20 protein-coding genes and 1 pseudogene are annotated in these 18914 nt (G+C 33.9%); 11 read left to right on the forward strand and 10 right to left on the reverse strand.

What is annotated here, in order from left to right; translation table 11 throughout:
• Nucleotides 1-12 precede the first annotated feature (12 nt).
• The gene (locus tag SD1D_RS03500; RefSeq protein WP_058257636.1) at nucleotides 13-969 is read left to right on the forward strand and encodes a D-2-hydroxyacid dehydrogenase; all 957 of its coding nucleotides are present in this window, start codon (nucleotides 13-15) and stop codon (nucleotides 967-969) included.
• A gap of 51 nt (nucleotides 970-1020) precedes the next feature.
• On the opposite strand, the gene SD1D_RS03505 is transcribed toward SD1D_RS03500, so the two are convergent.
• The 8 genes and pseudogenes from SD1D_RS03505 to aroC all read right to left on the reverse strand — a co-directional run bounded on the left by SD1D_RS03505 (nucleotide 1021) and on the right by aroC (nucleotide 9314).
• A complete protein-coding gene (locus tag SD1D_RS03505) occupies nucleotides 1021-2487 on the reverse strand; it encodes a DUF4153 domain-containing protein (RefSeq protein WP_058257637.1) in 1467 nt (488 codons plus the stop codon).
• Between the two features lie 147 nt (nucleotides 2488-2634).
• Nucleotides 2635-2850, reverse strand: coding sequence for a helix-turn-helix domain-containing protein (locus tag SD1D_RS03510; protein WP_058257638.1), 216 nt, complete (start codon nucleotides 2848-2850; stop codon nucleotides 2635-2637).
• A gap of 14 nt (nucleotides 2851-2864) precedes the next feature.
• Nucleotides 2865-3314 carry a DUF2975 domain-containing protein gene (locus tag SD1D_RS03515; protein ID WP_058257639.1) on the reverse strand — a complete coding sequence of 150 codons (450 nt, stop codon included), beginning with the start codon at nucleotides 3312-3314 and terminating at the stop codon, nucleotides 2865-2867.
• 132 nt (nucleotides 3315-3446) lie between these two features.
• A pseudogene (locus tag SD1D_RS12740) lies at nucleotides 3447-5326 on the reverse strand (extracellular solute-binding protein).
• The gene (locus SD1D_RS03530; protein WP_058259181.1) at nucleotides 5320-6093 is read right to left on the reverse strand and encodes an ABC transporter permease; all 774 of its coding nucleotides are present in this window, start codon (nucleotides 6091-6093) and stop codon (nucleotides 5320-5322) included. The pseudogene SD1D_RS12740 and the gene SD1D_RS03530 overlap by 7 nt, the downstream one beginning before the upstream one ends.
• A 126-nt stretch (nucleotides 6094-6219) precedes the next feature.
• The gene (locus SD1D_RS03535) at nucleotides 6220-7296 is read right to left on the reverse strand and encodes an ABC transporter ATP-binding protein (RefSeq protein WP_058257642.1); all 1077 of its coding nucleotides are present in this window, start codon (nucleotides 7294-7296) and stop codon (nucleotides 6220-6222) included.
• Nucleotides 7297-7325: 29 nt separating this feature from the next.
• A complete protein-coding gene (locus tag SD1D_RS03540; RefSeq protein ID WP_058257643.1) occupies nucleotides 7326-7865 on the reverse strand; it encodes a helix-turn-helix domain-containing protein in 540 nt (179 codons plus the stop codon).
• A 342-nt stretch (nucleotides 7866-8207) separates the two neighbouring features.
• Nucleotides 8208-9314, reverse strand: coding sequence for a chorismate synthase (gene aroC / locus SD1D_RS03545; RefSeq protein WP_058257644.1), 1107 nt, complete (start codon nucleotides 9312-9314; stop codon nucleotides 8208-8210).
• Nucleotides 9315-9479: 165 nt separating this feature from the next.
• Here aroC and SD1D_RS03550 point away from each other — a divergent pair, with 165 nt between their 5' ends.
• The 3 genes from SD1D_RS03550 to SD1D_RS03560 all read left to right on the forward strand — a co-directional run bounded on the left by SD1D_RS03550 (nucleotide 9480) and on the right by SD1D_RS03560 (nucleotide 11168).
• Complete coding sequence (locus SD1D_RS03550) at nucleotides 9480-9704, forward strand: hypothetical protein (RefSeq protein WP_058257645.1); 225 nt, start codon at nucleotides 9480-9482, stop codon at nucleotides 9702-9704.
• Between the two features lie 206 nt (nucleotides 9705-9910).
• Complete coding sequence (locus SD1D_RS03555; RefSeq protein WP_058257646.1) at nucleotides 9911-10519, forward strand: hypothetical protein; 609 nt, start codon at nucleotides 9911-9913, stop codon at nucleotides 10517-10519.
• 25 nt (nucleotides 10520-10544) lie between these two features.
• A complete protein-coding gene (locus tag SD1D_RS03560) occupies nucleotides 10545-11168 on the forward strand; it encodes a hypothetical protein (protein WP_058257647.1) in 624 nt (207 codons plus the stop codon).
• Between the two features lie 174 nt (nucleotides 11169-11342).
• Here SD1D_RS03560 and SD1D_RS03565 read toward each other — a convergent pair whose 3' ends face one another.
• Nucleotides 11343-11564 (reverse strand): hypothetical protein, encoded by a 222-nt coding sequence (locus tag SD1D_RS03565; RefSeq protein WP_058257648.1) that lies wholly within the window; start codon nucleotides 11562-11564, stop codon nucleotides 11343-11345.
• 397 nt (nucleotides 11565-11961) lie between these two features.
• Between SD1D_RS03565 and SD1D_RS03570 the strand changes: the two genes are divergently transcribed.
• The 4 genes from SD1D_RS03570 to xylA all read left to right on the forward strand — a co-directional run bounded on the left by SD1D_RS03570 (nucleotide 11962) and on the right by xylA (nucleotide 16751).
• Nucleotides 11962-12918 carry a S8 family peptidase gene (locus tag SD1D_RS03570; protein ID WP_058259182.1) on the forward strand — a complete coding sequence of 319 codons (957 nt, stop codon included), beginning with the start codon at nucleotides 11962-11964 and terminating at the stop codon, nucleotides 12916-12918.
• A 73-nt stretch (nucleotides 12919-12991) separates the two neighbouring features.
• Nucleotides 12992-14071 carry a glycosyltransferase gene (locus SD1D_RS03575; RefSeq protein WP_058257649.1) on the forward strand — a complete coding sequence of 360 codons (1080 nt, stop codon included), beginning with the start codon at nucleotides 12992-12994 and terminating at the stop codon, nucleotides 14069-14071.
• 55 nt (nucleotides 14072-14126) lie between these two features.
• Nucleotides 14127-15122, forward strand: a complete 996-nt coding sequence (locus tag SD1D_RS03580) for a glycosyltransferase (protein WP_058257650.1) — start codon at nucleotides 14127-14129, stop codon at nucleotides 15120-15122.
• Nucleotides 15123-15431: 309 nt separating this feature from the next.
• Nucleotides 15432-16751 carry a xylose isomerase gene (gene xylA / locus SD1D_RS03585; RefSeq protein ID WP_058257651.1) on the forward strand — a complete coding sequence of 440 codons (1320 nt, stop codon included), beginning with the start codon at nucleotides 15432-15434 and terminating at the stop codon, nucleotides 16749-16751.
• Nucleotides 16752-16844: 93 nt separating this feature from the next.
• On the opposite strand, the gene SD1D_RS03590 is transcribed toward xylA, so the two are convergent.
• Nucleotides 16845-17033 carry a ferredoxin gene (locus SD1D_RS03590; RefSeq protein ID WP_058257652.1) on the reverse strand — a complete coding sequence of 63 codons (189 nt, stop codon included), beginning with the start codon at nucleotides 17031-17033 and terminating at the stop codon, nucleotides 16845-16847.
• A gap of 218 nt (nucleotides 17034-17251) precedes the next feature.
• On the opposite strand from SD1D_RS03590, the gene rd reads away from it, so the two are divergent.
• From rd to SD1D_RS03605, 3 genes are all read left to right on the forward strand, one after another.
• Entirely contained in the window at nucleotides 17252-17413 is a 162-nt protein-coding gene (gene rd, locus SD1D_RS03595; protein WP_058257653.1) for a rubredoxin, read from the forward strand.
• Nucleotides 17414-17501: 88 nt separating this feature from the next.
• A complete protein-coding gene (locus SD1D_RS03600) occupies nucleotides 17502-18272 on the forward strand; it encodes a tRNA threonylcarbamoyladenosine dehydratase (protein WP_058257654.1) in 771 nt (256 codons plus the stop codon).
• A 72-nt stretch (nucleotides 18273-18344) separates the two neighbouring features.
• On the forward strand, nucleotides 18345-18914 hold the full coding sequence (locus SD1D_RS03605) for a hydrolase (RefSeq protein WP_058257655.1): 570 nt from the start codon (nucleotides 18345-18347) through the stop codon (nucleotides 18912-18914).

The raw sequence follows: 18914 nt of genomic DNA on the forward strand, positions 1-18914 counted from the left end.
AGGTGACATAATATGAAAATTGTTTTTTTAGAAACTGATACCTTGGGAAGTGATGTTAACCTAGACCGGTTTAATACCCTGGGAGAGGTTATAAAGTATCCCAATACTACAGCTAAAGAGGTACCCCAAAGGATAAAGGATGCAGATATTATTATTGTTAATAAGGTAGCTATGAATGAAGAGACTTTATCCGGTGCCGACAACTTAAAACTTATTTGCCTAACTGCTACAGGTACCAATATAGTTGACTTTGAATATACAAATTCAAGGAATATTACAGTTACAAATGTTAAAGGATATTCTACACAGTCTGTAATCCAGCATACATTTGCCCTTTTCTTCTATTTGTATGAGAAATTAAGCTATTATGACCAATTTGTAAAATCAGGAGAATATATCCGTTCCGATATATTTAGCCATTTTGATAAGAAATTTCACGAACTTTATGGCAAGACTTGGGGTATTATAGGTCTTGGAGAGATTGGCAGAGGTGTTGGCTTAATCGCAAAATTATTTGGCTGTAAGGTAATTTATTATTCCACCTCCGGCAAAAATAATAATGAAGATTTTCAAAGAGTGGATATGGATACCTTACTAAAAGAATCAGATGTAATTTCTATTCATGCTCCTTTAAATAAGGCAACCATGGATTTGATAGGAGAAGAAGAACTGAAAAAAATGAAGCCCAGTGCTATACTTCTAAATCTTGGCAGGGGACCCATAATTAATGAAGAGGCTTTAGCAAAAGCCTTAAAAAAAGATTGGATAGCAGGGGCTGGTCTTGATGTACTTACCATAGAGCCCATGGCAGAGTCAAATCCCCTATTTGAAATTAAAGACAGCACAAAGCTTATAATTACTCCTCATATTGCTTGGGCAACCGTAGAGGCAAGGCAGAGGGTAACTGATGAAGTCTATAAAAATATAATAGCTTACTTAAATGGTGAAGAAAGAAATGTAGTTAGATAAATAGAAAACCCATTTAGACTGATTGTAAGGTTAGTCTAAATGGGTTTTTTCCTAATCAACTTTATTAAAGCTTAAATTATCCTTTAGTAATTTTTTGGCTTTCATGTAAGAGTAGTTATAATTACGAATATCTTTTGTATCTGATATTAAAGGCTTGCAATATTTGTCTATTTGGTAAAGATTCCTACTATCATTATGTTTTTCTAATAGGGGCACTACAAGAGTCGCCGCATCATAAGATAGGTCTGTTGTAAGAAAGTAAATATCTTCGCTTTCTAATTCATTAGTATCAGTATGGGCAAGGAAGTATTTTGCTATATAATAATCCGGTTTACTAAAAGAAAAGATTAGATAGCAAATTGAAATTACCACTACACAGTACTTAAAAAGAGGAAAAGTTTTATTATATAAGGACAGTACAATTCCCGCCAAAAGTAAGGAATCTATCAGTAAAAATAATAGTACAAGGAGTCTAAGAAATGTCAAATGATAAGCCCCTATATATAAAATCATCCTATAGGTGGCAGAGGCTATCATAATATAGCTACAGGCTGTGATTGCAGTAAGTATGCCCTTTAAAAATTTATTTTCTTCAAAAACATTTTCACATATAAGAATTAAAGTAATATTAAAGCCGGTCACCGTAAGTAGTTCAAAAAACCCTTGTCTAGCGTAATCTGCATAGGTAAATTCCTTTGGTAGTACAAATATGCCTCCTGCAAAGAGGTAAAATATCTGAATTCCACAAAAAAGAGCATAGGATAAAAGCAGTAGACTAGATATTGTAATTCCTATGGTTGGACTGGCTTTTGTTTTTTCCTTTACTGTGACAGCAGTTTCTTTAGTTACCCCATACAGCAAGCAGTAACATACAAGGGTTCCGAGAATAATCTTTATTATAATTCTATAAAAGTCACGATATAAAAGCCATTCAAACATGGATTTTGCTATTTTACCATATAACATGTCTGCACTGGATAAAAGTGCTGTTGTTATTACCATTAATGGTATTGCTATCATACATCCGATCAAGATATTTCTAAATTTATCATTTTTTATTATTTTTTTATCCTTAACAAAGCGATTCCCCTCTACAAAGATTAATCCTATTGAAGATATGGCTTTAAAGGGAAGTAATAGTATATTTTTTATATTATCAAAAAAGCCTAAGGATTTTCTTTCTGATAACAATTGGATTAAGCTGGTATCTAATAATAGTAGTATACCTATATTATTTAAAAACTGCAGTTTCCAGCTGGATGTAAGTACATTGGATAAGCTAAGTAGTATGGAAGTAATTAAGCAAAACAAAACCCATTTTGTAAAAGATATATTTAGTTTTTTTGTTATAAAGATAAAGAGTACTACAATAATAATAGTAAAGAGAAATGAGTTTAACCCCATTCCTGCCCTATGAAACAGAATTGTTCCCATTAATCCAAAGATTAAACTTATCAAGAAGAAATAATCATAATTTTGACGAATCCTATGGAACAATGAATTACTTTGCGATTCCATATTATATATCCTCCTTATTAGAGTAATAATTTTAAATTTAATTTAGCACAAACAAAACCGTTAGTCAATAATTATTTATCGTTTTACGATAAGTAATTATTGACTAACGGCAGATTTACATTTGTATCCTATGATTAATAATGATTATTATTTATTATCTTCATCTTTTACATAGACCAGTATATCCCCGGGCTGACAATCTAGGGCCTTACAGATAGCTTCTAAGGTACTAAAACGTATGGCTTTAGCCTTATTGTTTTTTAGGATAGAGAGGTTAGCCTGGGTAATATCAACTTTCTTGGCTAGTTCTGCTAGTCCGATTTTTCTTTGTGCCATAACCACATCTAGATTTACCATTATCATTTTAGCTTCCTCCTCTATATAGTTAAATCATTCTCAAGTTTATAGGTAACCGCTTGATCAAAGACCTGGGAAAGTACCAGGGAGAATAAACCGGCAATAATAAATACTAAAAATAAGACTACAGTAGAGGGAGTTACTATAAAGAGGAGCTTAACTACCATGGCAGCTGCTATAACAAAGGCATAATAGCCCATTTTCTTTAGGGATACTACATTCTCTCTTACAAAGGGATTTTCCTTTATAACGGTCCTAAACATAGTTCGCAGTTCATAAAGTATGGTTAAGGCAAAGATGCCGGACAATATATATATAATACAAAATGGTATATAGTATCGGTCAAATATAGTAAAATATCTTCCAGCCAGCTTAAAAATAAAGGGGACTCCTAGGCATACTAAAATCCCGCTAAAAAACATAAAATCTAATAAATGCTTTGTGAATAATATTAGAGTAGATTTTTTCATTTATTATATCCTCCATTTATAATTAAAGTTTATTAAACTCTTATGTATAGAAATTATCATAATAAAAAATGTAAGTCAATAAATAATTATCGTTAAACAATAATATCTATGGACTTACATTTTATTTTTTATCTATTCACCTTTAACTTCATTCCATTTTTGAATATAGAGGCTTTCTATTTCTTCTCCAAGATAACGATAAGGGGTACAAAGGTTTAATATATCATCGGGAGGGTAAGCAACAGGACTATTTTTAATGGTTTCATCCTCAATCAGCTCCCAAGCTCCTAAGTTAGGGCTAGAGTAGGTGATATATTCAAAGTTCATAAGGGCTATTTCAGGGTCACACATAAAGTTTATAAATGCTTCTGCATTTTCTTTGTTTTTACTGTTCTTAGGAATAACCCAGGAATCAATCCATACATTGGAGCCTTCCTTAGGAACTACATATTCTAAATTGGGATTTTCTCTGCTGGTATAGATAGCTTCTCCGGAATAAATTACTCCAAGGGCGGCTTCATCACCAATCATCTTATCACGAACCTGATCCACCACATAAGCTTGCACTAGAGGATATTGTTTTTGTAAAAGAGCCTTAGCTTCTTCTAATTCAGCCTCATTGGTGGAATTTAAATCATAACCAAGATATTTCAAAGCTATACCAAATGCATCTCTGACACTGTCCATCATAAGAATTTCTCCAGAATATTTTTCGTCAAAGATAATACCCCAGCTGTCTACAGGTTCATCTACCATAGTCTTGTTATATAAGATTCCAACAGTACCCCAGCAATAAGGGACGGAATATTTGTTACCTGGATCAAATTCCTCAGAATTTTCAAGATGTTTGGGATCTATATATTTTATATTTGGTATATTATCAAAGTTAAGCTCATATAAAAGGTCATTTTCAATCATCTTTTGTATCATATAATCTGAGGGGCATACCACGTCATAATTTATTGCTCCTGCTTGAATTTTAGGATACATTTCTTCATTTGTATCAAATTCATCCATAATTACTTTTATACCGGTTTCTTCTTCAAAAAGCTCTATTGTTTCGGGGTCAATATATTCACCCCAGTTGTATACATAAACTTTTTCACCATTATTGGAACTGCAGCCTGTAAGTAGGGCAATAACTATAAGAATGGCTGATAAAGATAAGTATTTTTTCATACAAGGCCTCCTTTTATTTATATTTAGTAATATTATTATATCTTAACGATCTGCTTTTTCTCCGCATTTTTACGATTAACAATAATTAGCAGGATCAATAAGGTTATAAACATAAGAGTCGATAGGGCATAAATCTCCGGCTTAATACCTTTTCTTACTTCTGTATATATTTTGGTTGAAAGGGTGTGAATCTCCGGTCCCTTAGTAAAGTGTGTAATTACAAAATCATCTAAGGACATGGTAAATGCTAAAAAGAATCCGGTCAGTACACCGGGAAATATATCCGGCAGGATTACTTTAAAGAAAGCATATACCGGAGAAGCCCCAAGATCTAATGCTGCTTCAAAGGTATGGGGATTTAGTTGTTTTAATTTTGGCATAACGCTTAAGATGACATAGGGTATGTTAAATGTAATATGTGCTAATAATACGCTGGTAAATCCTAAGGTAAATCTAAGGGCAATAAATAATAGCATAAGTGAAATACCCGTAACAATATCAGCATTAAGCATAGGTATATTTGTTATGGCAACCATAATGGTTCTTGGTGTTTTTTTCATGCTGTTTATAGCTATAGCAGCGGCAGTACCTATTATGGTGGCAATAAGGGCTGATAAAAAAGCAATTATCAATGTGGTATAAAGTGCATTCATAATACTTTCGTTTTTAAAGAGTTCCTTATACCAGCGGAGGGTAAATCCGCCCCATTTTGCCCTGGATTTTGAGCTATTAAAGGATAATATAATTAAAATAATAATAGGTGCATATAAAAATAATAATATAAGCCCCACATAGAATTTTTCAAAAAATCTACCTAAAAAATTTTTTACCATAGGCCGCTTCCCTCCCTGTCTTTATCATATTTTGATATAATAGCCATACTGAATAATATAAATATCATCAGTACTAATGAAAGTCCTGAACCGGTATGCCAATTGCCGATTCGAAACTGCTGCTCAATAACGTTACCGATAAGGACAATTTTACTTCCCCCTAAAATGGTAGAAATAACAAAGGTTGTCAGGGATGGAACAAATACCATGGTTATACCGCTAATAACTCCCGGTAAGCTTAAAGGTAGTATAATTTTTAGGAAAGTTTGGATACCGTTTGCTCCTAGGTCTCTTGCAGCATTTATAATATCTTTATCAATTTTTATCAGAACATTATAAATAGGTAGGACCATAAAGGGTAGAAAATTATATACCATACCAAGTACTATGGCACTGGGGGTATTTATTATATTTAAGCTAGGCAGGTTAAAAAACTTAAGTACTGTATTGATAATACCTGTTCGTTCAAGGATATTTTGCCATGCAATTGTTCTAAGTAAAAAGTTCATCCACATAGGTAGAATAATTATCATAACTATAAAACTATTACTTTTCATCTTTGATTTATTTAATATCATAGCCAATGGATAGGCCAGTATCAGGCAGATAATTGTACTAATCAAAGATAACTCCAGGGCAAGACGCAGTGCCCTAAGATTAATAGGGTCAAGTACAAGGGCGATATTATCAAAAGTCAGACTTTTGTCTTGGTTTGTTAGTCCATAATATATAATTACAATAAGTGGTATTATAATAAAGCCGGCCATCCATAAAATATATGGAAATGACAGCCATTTAGTATGGCGATTTCCTATTACCGGTCTTACGCTTTTTTGTAATGGAATTTTTGGCGTCCTAGTATTTAGTATATTCCTTATTTTCATATAAGCCTCCTAAAGTTCTATTTCTACCGCTTCTTCATCCTCAGATTCAGGCTTATTCATTATCTGGATATCAAAAGGATCTACCCAGATACCGACTTCACTGCCAACGGGAGATAGGTCAGTGGAGTGTACCAGCCAGTCATGACCACAGGCATGAACCTCCATTTCATAATGGACACCTTTAAACAGTAGGGAGGTTACTACACCTTTAATGATTCCCTCTTCGGGTTTTACTAAATCTATATCTTCAGGACGGATTACTACGTCAACTGGTTTGTTTTTTCCAAAACCGGTATCAACACAGGGAAAATTGGTTCCAAAAATATTAACCAGTTTGTCATCAACCATAATAGCGGGAAGGATATTACTTTCTCCTATAAAGTCCGCGACAAATGCATTTTTAGGTTCGTTATAAATATCTTCCGGAGAACCAATCTGCTGAATATAGCCCTGGTTCATTACTACAATAGTATCTGACATGGTAAGGGCTTCTTCTTGGTCGTGGGTTACATATATAAAGGTAATTCCCAGTTCGTTTTTTAGTCTGATTAGTTCATATTGCATATCTTGGCGAAGTTTTAAGTCTAGGGCTCCTAAGGGTTCATCAAGGAGAAGAACCTTTGGTTCATTAACAATGGCTCTTGCTATGGCTATTCTTTGCTGCTGACCACCGCTTAAGGAATTAGGCATACGATTTTCAAAGCCATCTAGATTAACTAGTTTTAGAGCATATTTTATCTTATCATCAATATAAGCCTTACTTTTTTTCTTGATTTTAAGGCCAAAGGCTATATTTTCTGCTATGGTCATATGATTAAATAGGGCATATTTTTGGAATACTGTATTAAGCTGCCTTTCGTTGGGAGGTAAGTTGGTAATATCTTTACCTTCAAAAATTACCTGACCCTTGTCAGGGGTTTCAAAACCCCCAATGATTCTTAGGGTAGTGGTTTTTCCGCAGCCGGAGGGACCAAGCAAGGTCAAGAATTCATTTTCGCGGATATATAAGTTTAATTCATCCAGTACGACATTATCGCCGTAGGATTTTGTAATATTTACAAGATTTATTAATTTATTATCCGTCATTAGTGTTTTCTCCTTTATTATTCAATATATTAAAAACTGGGTGGTGTGGATACCCATAGTAGGGTAGCACCGTGCTTTTCTGAGGCAGTAATATAATGCTGTTTATTGGCAGTAAAATAAAAGGATTCACCTTTTTTTGCCTTATAAGATCTATTCCCGATATGTAGGGTGATGTTACCGCTTATGACATATCCAAATTCCTCACCTTCATGGGGATTATCCGGATAGGTAGAACCACCGGGATCTAAGGTAAGGAGTATGGGCTCCATAATATTTTTCTGTGCATTAGGAATAATCCATTTCACCAAGTTCTTAAGTTCAGCATCATATTTTTCAAAATAATCAGTTTTTTTAAAAACTACCTGTTCGGAAGTAGTTCCACTAAAGAATTCCTCCAGATTTGTCCCTAGGCATTGAAGAATGTCCACCAATGTTGCTATTGATGGAGAAGTTAAGTCCCGCTCCAGTTGGGATATAAAGCCTTTTGACAATTCTGCCCGATCAGCCAGTTCTTCTTGAGTAAGGCTTTTTTGAATACGCAGTTCTTTTATTTTTTGACCTATATTCATAAGAAGGCTTCCTCTCTGCAAATTTCTTATTAAAATTAAACTTAAAGTTTAGCATTCCTAAACAAAATTCAATTACCATTATACTTATAAAAAGGTGGATGTCAATACCTTTTTTCATTTAAATCGAATTCTGTAAATTGTATAAGAAAAATTAAATTTTATATCAAATTTCCTAAGATAATTGGAGGAATTACTTATTAAAATACTTAATATTAATAGAGTGTCTCAATGAAATGATAAATATCAATAAAAATTAGCAATTAACAAAAGATACTATTGTAAAATAAGTAAAGGATGCAAAAAACCGGTCACGGAATTTTATCCATGACCGGTTTTAAAATTTTAATTTTTATTATAAATTTTTTTAATATTATCCATTTTTGAGGTCATTCCTTGGAAGAGGTAATCCACTAGGGTGATTGCTACCATGGATTCTACTACAACCACAGCCCTTGGCACGATAATGGGATCGTGACGGCCTATAATCTGTACCTCTATATTTTCATTAAATTTATTTGCCGTAGTTTGGGGTCTTCCTATGGAAGCGGTGGGCTTTATGGCGGCTCTTAAGATGATTTCTGAACCGTCGCTGATTCCTCCCAAGATTCCTCCGGCATGATTAGTTAACTTAATTAGCTTTTTATTTTCGTCATAGGCAAAGGGATCATTATTTTCTGAACCGGTATGGGTGGCAGCTAAAAAACCATCTCCAATTTCAACACCCTTAACAGCCCCAATAGACATTACTGCCTTTGCAAGGGCGGCATCAAGCTTATCAAATACCGGCTCTCCTATGCCTGGAGGCATGCCTGTTACGATACATTCAATAACGCCCCCTACAGAATCGTTTTCTTCCTGTTTTTCCTGAATATATTCTTCTGCCTTTTTAGAGGCCTCAGGATCAGGCATAGATAGGGGATTAGTTAATGAGTATTCTTTTCGGCAATTTTTATAGTCAATGGTAATAGGGCCTATGGACTTGGTATAGGCATATACCGATATGCCAAGTTCTCTTAAGATAGCGGCAGCTATGGCTCCTGCGGCTACTCTACTGATGGTTTCTCTTCCGGAGGAGCGTCCGCCTCCCCGGTAATCCCTAAAACCATATTTCATGTCATAGGTATAATCGGCATGTCCGGGCCGGTAATATGAAGCAATCTCTGAATAATCAGATGAACGCTGATTTTCATTAAATACAATTAGAGATATGGGAGTTCCCGTAGTCTTTCCCTCAAATACCCCGGATAAAATCCGAACTTTATCATCTTCTTTTCTTGGAGTAGAAAATTTAGTCTGTCCCGGTTTTCTTCTTTTTAAATAGGCTTGGATTTGACTTTCGTCTATAGGTAAACCGGCAGGACAGCCGTCTACAACAACTCCATATCCTTCACCATGGGATTCACCCCAGGTGGATATAGTGAAATTTTTACCGTATATAGATCCTGACAATATCATCACTCCGTATCTTTAATTAGTTTACAGGGGGTTTACACAATTTGTAAGCGTCTTTGATGTATTCATAGTATATAGGAAAACTAATTCTGTTTCAATGGGGTAATGACATTTATTAAAAATAATCATATACTGAAATGACAATAATTATGTGAGGCTATAATGGATAATCATAATAATTATCAGAATAATTATTACGAATATAGATATGCAAAAGGACAAAAAGACTCTAAAGATATAAACTGGCCCAGTCAAAGTAAGACTTCAAATCAAAAAGGAGATGAAGATCTTATAATTGAAGAAAATACAATTTATGAAATAGACAGGGAATGTGTTGAACGGCTAAAAAGAAAGAAAAATGCTAATATAAGAAGAAAACTGCTATAGGGTGTTTTATAATAGGGCATAGCCCTTATATGGGCTATGCCTTTATTAAAGCACTATTTAGTTCTTTTTTCTTATTTTTTTTATATAGCTTGTATAGTAAAAAAAATTAGTATATAATTCAGATGTAAATATATAGTTAAAACTGTAGGAAAACTTGCATTAGTCCAAGATTAAATAAAGGGTTATTATTAAGAAAGGAAAGTAATATGAAGAATAAATTGTTTTTAGCAATGTCTTTATGTATTTGCATTGTTTCTAGTTATTTATATGTACATGCCCAAGAAGTATCAACAGAAGATATGTTAGATAGATGTATGAATATAGGCCAGGAGTTTTTGAATGACTATTATTATACTATTGAAATGAAGCAAGATTTGGATATGTCAAAATACTCAATTAAGGATGAAGTAGGACAATATATTAAATTAAAAAACAAGATAATGAAAGAAGTTAGTGAAAAAAAATATGGTGAGATTGCTTATACATTTACCACTGTCAGCTGTTATAATTACCGGTTTTTAGATGACGGAATTGAGATAATTTTTAATGTATCCGTAAGAAATAAATGTAGTGGGTCTGATGAGGTAAATGAATCATTACAACAGGTAAGGTTGGGATTTAATTATTATAAAGATTCTATTGTTATAAATGATTATTTTGAATATACTGATTTCGACAAGTATATCAATTATCTTCAAGCAAAAGAAGCTGATTCCGATAAAGAAAAATATAATAACAGACTTATATTTACAGATGAATTAATAGCAATAGTGGAAAAAGTGTATAATACAGTGTACAAAAAAGTAATTTTATAGCTAGGAAGTTTGCTTAGGAGATAATATGAAAAAGAAAAAGATAATAGTTCTTATAGCAATATTTTGCCTGTTTATACTGACAATTTTTCTCTTACTCAATAATAAAAATAAGAAAGTGTTAGTGATAAATGAGCTTAGTCTTGATAATATTAATAACCGGTATATTGGTTCTGAACCTCCACATATTATTTACGCAGATAGTGAAAATATAATTATTAACTGTGGCGGTGTATATGTTTACAATATGTCCAGCAAGTCATTAATTAAAACCCTTGATGTATTATCTTTTAAGGATGAAATGGATCCTGATACATTTTACGATTGCTTTGCCACTGAGGATGGTAAAAAGATTATATTTACTTTTACTAAGCTTAATCTTAAAGGGGCAAGTACATATTATTGTTATTCTTTTGATTCTGATAAACTTAGTAAAATCAATGAAGTTGATTATAAAAAATACCGTGAAAATGCTTTTGAAAATAGTAGAAATGATATAAATGATGATATTGATAATAATACTCGTACCGGTTTAACTTATATTTCAGATACTGAATATATATACCTTTTAACACCGGAGATGATAATTGGCAACATTGTAGCAGTTTATGTGAAAGACTCTGTTGAAACTTATTATCAGATTTTTAAATAAAAAAATAAAAACCACACTATGGTTTTAAACTGACCTCCAAATGTTAGAGTTAAAGATCTAATATTTAGGAGGTCAGTTTATTCTAGTGTGGTTTTTTAATGCTCTGCTTGAAGATAGTAGCTTCTAAAGGCAGCTAATATTTACGGAAATATGATGTGATTATTTAGTTTCGGTTTAGAAGAAGCCGAAATTATTTCCGCCACAGCAGCAGCAGAGGATGAGAAGAATTATGATGATAAATCCACATCCGTCATTACCGTCACAGTCCCTTCCTCCAAATACACCGCTATTGTTTCCATTGCAACATAATAAGATCAGGATAATAAGAATTATAAAACCACAATCCTGAAATCCACCGACACCACGGTCACAATGTGTTGCTGCTAAATCACTCATAGTAGATCCTCCTAATATTAATTACACTGTATCATATGATTGATAGCTTGACTGATTTCCTGTTTTTATAATAAATCATAGAAATTTTTGTAGACAAATTTAAATTTATAATCAATTTATAACTAAGGATAAGATAGAATATTGGGTAAGCTGTCGGAATAGGATAATAAAAAAACAGTAGGTGTTATTAATGGACAAAAAGAATAAAGTTCAAATTATAGTTCATTGTAAAGATTACGAAAACAGACGTTTAATCCTAGAGAATCTGGGTCATATAAAGTATAGACTGCCGATGATTAATGCCTATGTATTAGAAGTTGATAAACACAAATTGAATACTATAAAAGAATTAGAGGGACTTATTGATATTGAACTAGATGCTCATATTACCGCACAGATGAATAGGGTAAACGATATAATTGAGTGTAAATGGGCCCATGATAGGGGATATTATGGCCAGGGAGTGGGGGTTGCAATTGTAGATACCGGGATATGTCTTCATAAGGATTTTACAGAAGGGGGTAACAGGATTGTTGCCTTTAAGGATTTTGTCCATGGAAAGCTAGATCCATACGATGACAATGGTCATGGAAGTCACGTCTCTGGGATAATCGGGGGAAACGGATTTTCATCTAAAGGAAAATATATGGGAATTGCCCCTGCTTGTAATCTTATTGTTATTAAGGTTCTTGATCATAGGGGTGACGGTAATATTTCTGATGTACTGGCCGGACTTCAATGGATTTTGGATAATCGCAAAAAATATAATATCCGGGTTGTAAATATCAGTGTGGGAACTTCTGCCAAGGACAGCTTAGATGAAAATTCCCTGCTTGTGCAAGGGGTAAATGCAGTCTGGGACAGTGGGATAGTAGTGGTAGTGGCAGCAGGAAATAATGGCCCCGGGCCAATGACCATATCTACACCGGGTATTAGCAGAAAGGTTATTACTGTAGGTTCATCAGATGATAATGTATCCGTAGAGGTATTCGGGTCAAAAACTAAGGATTACTCCGGCAGGGGACCGACTCCATATTGTATAAAGAAGCCGGATATAGTAGCTCCCGGCTCAAATATCATATCCTGTAATACAGATCGATATACTCCCGTAGGGAGAATAAATTCAAAGAAATATAGAACCGCTGATTTTCCTATGATGTATACCATAAAAAGCGGTACATCTATGGCTACTCCGGTTGTATCAGGAGCAATTGCACTTTTGTTATCCGCCTATCCTAAGCTAAGTAATCGAGATGTAAAGCTTAGGCTTAGAAAAAGTGCTGTGGATTTAGGCCTAAAATGGGAGAAGCAAGGATGGGGACTTTTGAATGTGAAAAGGCTATTGGAATTATAGGAACTAAACAATCTAAATTATCATAGAATAGATACTAATGGAAAGAATAGTTGCATGTTAGGTGGATATGCTGATGAAAATAATGATTATTGCAGATAGCTGGCCATCATTAAACATAGAGTTAAGGGACTTAATATATAGGCTTAATAGGGACGGTAAAGAAGTAATATGTGTTTTGCCTTATAAAAAGTCACTAACCGCTGATCAAATAAAAGAGACAGGTCTTAATTTTTATTTTATTAATAATTCAAATAAAATAAAAAGCTACCTAAATTATATAATGGCATATAAAGTGATTAAGCCCGATAAAGTCATTCTTCTGCTTAATAAACATACCATAACAGCAGGAATAGCAGCTCTGATTTGTAGGGTAGAACATATGTCGGTTATTATAAGCAGCTTAAATCCACTTAAGCCCACTAAACATATAATTCAGAAAATCAGAAACTTATATTACAAATTCATATATAAAAAAATACTCTGCCAATCGGATATAATGTTTTTTATATATAAAGATGATTATAATCTACTAGCTAAATGGAAGGTGGCTTGTAAAAAGAGGGCAGTTGTACTTAGAAGCAGAGGGGTTGACATGAACTATATTAAGAAGTTACCCTATCCAAAAACTGATTTGGTGTTTATGTCCATGCCCCTTTTATGTAATTATGGTGTTAAATGCTATATTGAAGCAGCAAAGCTGGTTAGAAAAATACATCCCAAGGTTAAGTTTTTATTGGCAGGAAAGTTTGTAGAAAATAAAAAAATCCTTTCTGAACAGGAATTGGATGAGGCCTGTGAAAGTGGGATTATATATTATATTGAGGAAACTAATGATATAAGGCCCTATCTGGAAGTATGTAGCATTTTTGTCCAGCCAAATATAAACCAGAAAGAAGGTCATATTCTTGAAGCCCATGCAGCAGGAAGACCTATACTTGCCTCTAATCATCCGGTAAATCGAAGTATTATGATTGATGGATACAATGGATTTATATTACCGGTTAAGGAAGCAGAAAAGTGGGCAGCTAAAATTCTACTCCTATTAGATAAGCAAAAGTTAAAAACTAATATGGGCAATTATTCTTATGAACTATGCCGCAAGTGGCATGATAGAAATAATATAGTTAATATTATTTATGATAAGCTGACATAATATTATAATTTTTGATATTAAATAAGATTATTAGTTTATGGGAGTGGAAAAGTATATGAGAATAGAAAGCTTAGTCAGCGTAGTAGTAGCAGTATCTAAAAAAGATGACAATATATATGGCTGTGTGGAATGTATAATGGAACAGTCATATCAGAATTTGGAGATAATTCTAGTCTATGATGCCACATGTGAGCGGAGTAAAAGAATATGCAATAACCTTTCAATTATGGATATGCGTATTAAAATTATTGGCATTTTACAGGATAAAGAAAAGAGCTCTCATGAAGACTTTAGAACCTTAGCTTTTTATGAAGGACTTCTACAAGCAAAAGGAAGTTATATAACATTTGTAGATAATAGGGATAGAATAAGGAAAGATATGATTAGGTATTTGCTAAGAACCTGTACTAAATATCAATGCCAAATATCATCTTTAAGTAGAAAGTCTACTAACTTTGGAAAAGGAAAAATTAGAGTATATCGTAGAAATGCAGCTTTTCTAAGCAGAAAATTTACTTCTGAATTTAACGGCAAACTCTTTGATATAGACTTATTTGAGGATATAAATTTATTAGAATTATTAGAAAAAGAGGGTGGTTATGGGGATAATTTTATATTATACCGCCTATATTATAGAGCAAAAAAAGCTGCTATTATTGATAAACAGATGTATTATGAAGTTAAGGAGAAAAGGAATTTCTTTATAGATAAGCAAATTCAATTAAACAATGGTATACAGCTTTTTAAAGATAGAATAAATTTTTTTAAGGATAAGGAGAGGACACTGCTTGATTTGTCCCATGAATACTACTGTATGTTTCTTGCCGCTTATTATTTATACATAGCCAGAAATAAAAAAGAAAAAGATATGGAAAAGGTTTTAGCCTCCTTTAAGAAGGAGTATGATAGGGTAAGATCCAATATAATAACTCCAATAAATAGGAAGATATTTCTGTCTCTTTTATATTACTTACCTGGATTATGTGCTGGGATAGCAAGGATATTAGCTATCGATTATTCTTTGTTGAAAAAATGTGTTAGTCGAATATAAATTTTAATGATAATAGCTAATACTTAATATAAACCGGTTACCGTCAAGTATTGAAAATAATATTTGAGTAACCGGTTTTTCTTACGATTTTATGCAAAATTAGAATTAGTTTAATAAATTGACAAATAGTTGTTGTCAAATTTTTATTCAGGTATTATAATATAACTAGGTAATTCATTATCGTATTTGGTTGGATTTTATATTTAACTAAATAAGGAATAAAATACATATAATTTGAGAAGTATAATCTTAGTGATTTACCTAAATAAATTTGCAAATAATTAATTATAATAAAAGGAGGAACAATTAATGGCTTATTTTAAAGTAGGTAAGATTGAATATGAAGGCCCTAAAAGTAAAAATGCTCTTTCATTCAAGTACTACAATCCTGATGAAGTAATTATGGGTAAAACTATGAAGGAGCACTTAAGGTTTGCTATGTCCTACTGGCATACCTTTACCTATATGGGTGTAGATCCATTCGGCGGTACAACCATGAATCGTCATTGGGACAATACACAAGATGAAATGGAAAAGGCAAAGGAAAGAGTACATGCTGCATTTGAATTTATGGAGAAAATGCAGATTCCTTACTTCTGCTTCCATGATGCTGATATAGCTCCTAGGGTTCCTAATGATCTGGCTGAGACTAATAGAAGATTAGATGAAATCGTAGCTGTAATTAAAGAAGAAATGAAGCGTACCGGCATTAAGTGCCTCTGGGGTACAACCAATGCTTTCGGTGATGACAAATTCGTTCATGGTGCAGGCACATCCTGTAATGCAACTGTATTTGCATATGCTGCAGCTCAGATTAAAAAGGCTATGGATATTACTAAGGAATTAGGCGGAGAGAACTATGTATTCTGGGGCGGTCGTGAAGGATATGAGACACTTCTAAATACAGATACAGCTCTTGAGCTTGATAACTATGCAAGATTACTACAGATGGCAGTTGACTACGCTAAGGAAATCGGCTTTACCGGACAATTCTTAATTGAGCCTAAGCCGAAGGAGCCTACAAAGCATCAGTATGACTTTGATACTCAGACAGTTCTGTCCTTCTTAAGAAAATACAACTTACAAGACCACTTTAAGATGAACATAGAAGCAAACCATGCTACATTAGCTATGCATACATTCCAGCATGAGCTTAACATGAGCAGAATCAATGGTGTTCTTGGTAGTGTTGATGCCAATACCGGTGATCCTATGCTTGGATGGGATACAGACCAATTCCCTACCAATGTATATGATACAACTTTAGCTATGTATGAAATTCTTCTTAACGGCGGGCTTGGTAAGGGTGGCTTGAACTTTGACTCTAAGGTACGTCGTGCTTCCTTTGAAGATGAAGATTTATTCTATGCATATATTGCCGGTATGGACGCATTTGCTAAAGGATTAAGAGTAGCTGCTAAGCTTATTGAAGATAAGGTATTTGAGAACTTCAAGGCTGAGCGTTATGCAAGCTATACAGAAGGTATCGGTAAAGATATCGTTGAAGGTAAGGTTGGTTTAAAGGAATTAGAAGAGTATGCATTAAAGAACGGTATTACTCCTAATAAATCAGGCAGACAGGAAATGCTTGAAAGCATCTTGAACCAATATATCTTAGAAACAAATTAAGAATATACTTTAAATAAAGTATGAATAGAAAAAGATGTGCTGTATATTTTATGATATGCAGCACATCTTTTTAAGCTTAAGTTCTATGTATTTCTATTCTACTGTTATTACCCCTACAGGACAGTTGTCTGCCGCCATCTGGGCAGCTTCCGTCGCATCTTCTGGTATAGGATTAGTATATACTTCTGCTAGTCCCTCATCATCCATACGAAATACTTCAGGGCAGGTATCTGCACATAGTCCGCAACCAATGCATCCATCCCGATCAATTGTAGCATTCATAGTAATACCTCCATTAAAAATAATTAGTAGATTATTTACAAATCTTATCTGTTTACAGTGATATTATAGCATATAGTATATAATTTGTAACCTTTAATTGTGTTTAATTTTTTATAGAAAGACATGAAAATAATTTTTTTAAATAGAGGTTGAGATTTTGCCCATATTGTGGTATACATAGTTTGTAGCTTTAAATATCTACAAGATGGAGGTATATTATGAGAAAATTCGAATGTACTGCATGTGGTTATATTTATGATGAGGAATTAGGTGATCCGGATAACGGTGTAGCTCCTGGCACAAAGTGGGAAGATGTTCCGGAAGATTGGGTATGCCCTCTCTGTGGTGTGGGTAAGGAAGATTTTGAAGAAGTAAACTAATAACCGGGGTGCTGTCATAGGAGAAAATTCCTTTATATGGCAGCACCCTCTTAATTATAACAATAATATTTAATATAGGAGGACTTAAGTGCTGAACCAATTTTCAAGAACAGAGCTTTTGCTTGGAAAGGAAGCTTTAGAAAGGCTTGCTAAGGCTAGAGTAGCCGTATTTGGAATCGGAGGAGTGGGCAGTTTTACAGTAGAAGCCTTAGCCAGAAGCGGTATAGAAAATATTGATTTGATCGATGATGATAAGGTATGCTTAACAAATCTAAATAGGCAGCTTATTGCAACCAGAAAGACCATAGGAAAATATAAAGTAGAGATTGCCAAAGAAAGAATACTAGAGATTAATCCAAAGGCCAAGGTAAAAACTCATCAATGCTTCTTTACTAAAGAGACAGCAGATGAGTTTGATTTTTCCTTATATGATTATGTAGTTGATGCTATTGATACCGTATCCGGAAAGATAGAACTGGTTTTACGGTCACAGGAGAAAAATGTACCTATTATTAGCTGCATGGGAGCCGGAAATAAGTTGGATCCTACCCGTTTTGAGGTGGCGGATATTTTTGAAACTTCAGTGTGTCCCCTGGCTAAAGTTATGAGAAGAGAACTGGGGGCCAGAGGGGTCAAGAAGCTAAAAGTTGTATACTCAAAGGAGAAAGCTATAAAGCCATTGGAGGATTCTAGTGCCAGCTGTAGAGAAAACTGCATATGCCCTCCCGGAACAGACAGAAAATGTACCGCTAAGAGGCAAATACCGGGAAGTGTTTCTTTTGTTCCCTCAGTGGCCGGCTTAATAATAGCCGGTGAAGTAATTAAGGACCTTGCCGGTATAATTGATAAAAACTTGTAATTTTTTCATAATTGTTATATATTCATTACTGACAAATAAATATACAATATTAATTTGGAAGGATGATTTATAATGGGAAAGATACCCACCAGAGAAGAGGCTTGGGAGCTTTTATGTGAATTTAACAAGGATGAATTTCATTTAAAACATGCCAGAATTGTAGAAGGGGTTATGAAATATTTTGCCCGTAATTTAGGTCATGGTGAGGAAGAATTCTGGGGTATTGTGGGCCTGCTTCATGATCTTGACTTTGGAATGTATCCTGAATTACATTGCATAAAAACTCAAGAAATAATGAGGGAGAGGGGCTATGATGAAAGGCTTATTCACGGGGTGGCAAGCCATGGATATGGCATCTGTGTGGATATAAAGCCGGAACATGAAATGGAAAAGGTTTTATATGCAGTTGATGAGCTGACCGGACTGATAGGTGCTACGGCTATTATGCGTCCTTCAAAAAGCACCATGGACCTAGAGGTTAGCTCAGTTAAAAAGAAATTTAAGACCCCAAAATTTGCAGCCGGCTGCTCAAGGGATGTAATACGAAATGGTGCACATATGCTGGGATGGGAGCTGGATGATTTGTTTAGAAGAACAATTCTGGCTCTTCGTGAGGTGGAAGAGACAACAGGATTAGTTTAA

The organism is Herbinix luporum (assembly GCF_900070325.1).
In the GTDB taxonomy this organism is placed as follows: Bacteria; Bacillota; Clostridia; order Lachnospirales; family Lachnospiraceae; genus Mobilitalea; species Mobilitalea luporum.